The 283-nt window shown below is 73.9% G+C and carries 1 protein-coding gene; it reads right to left on the bottom strand.

Annotated features, from left to right (window positions below; genetic code table 11):
- The coding region (locus BIV23_RS45350) for a polyketide synthase dehydratase domain-containing protein (RefSeq protein WP_245790968.1) at positions 1 to 261 on the bottom strand (261 nt) is incomplete at its 3' end.
- Positions 262 to 283: the final 22 nt, after the last annotated feature.

Here is a 283-nt window from a genome sequence, read left to right as displayed (position 1 = left end):
ACCCTGGAACGCCGGGCCGTACACCAGGCCGCGGCCCGCCAACTCCCCGTAGAGTCCCTCGATGTCCACTCGTTCGGCGCCCGGGACCGGCCACTGCGCCAGTGCCGTGAAGGTCTCGGGGGTGTCGTCGGGCCGCGCAGATGCCGGCCCCAGCTCGCCGGCGGCATGTTGACGCCACGGTGTGTCGTCACCGGCGTTCTCGGGGCGGCTGTAGACCGCCACGGACCGGCGCCCTTCGGCGATCTCGGGGCCCACGGTCACCTGCAGCCGCACCGCCGCATCC

Source organism: Streptomyces monashensis (assembly GCF_001866665.1).
Taxonomy (GTDB): domain Bacteria; phylum Actinomycetota; class Actinomycetes; order Streptomycetales; family Streptomycetaceae; genus Streptomyces; species Streptomyces monashensis.
This window is presented reverse-complemented; position numbering and strand designations above follow the sequence as displayed.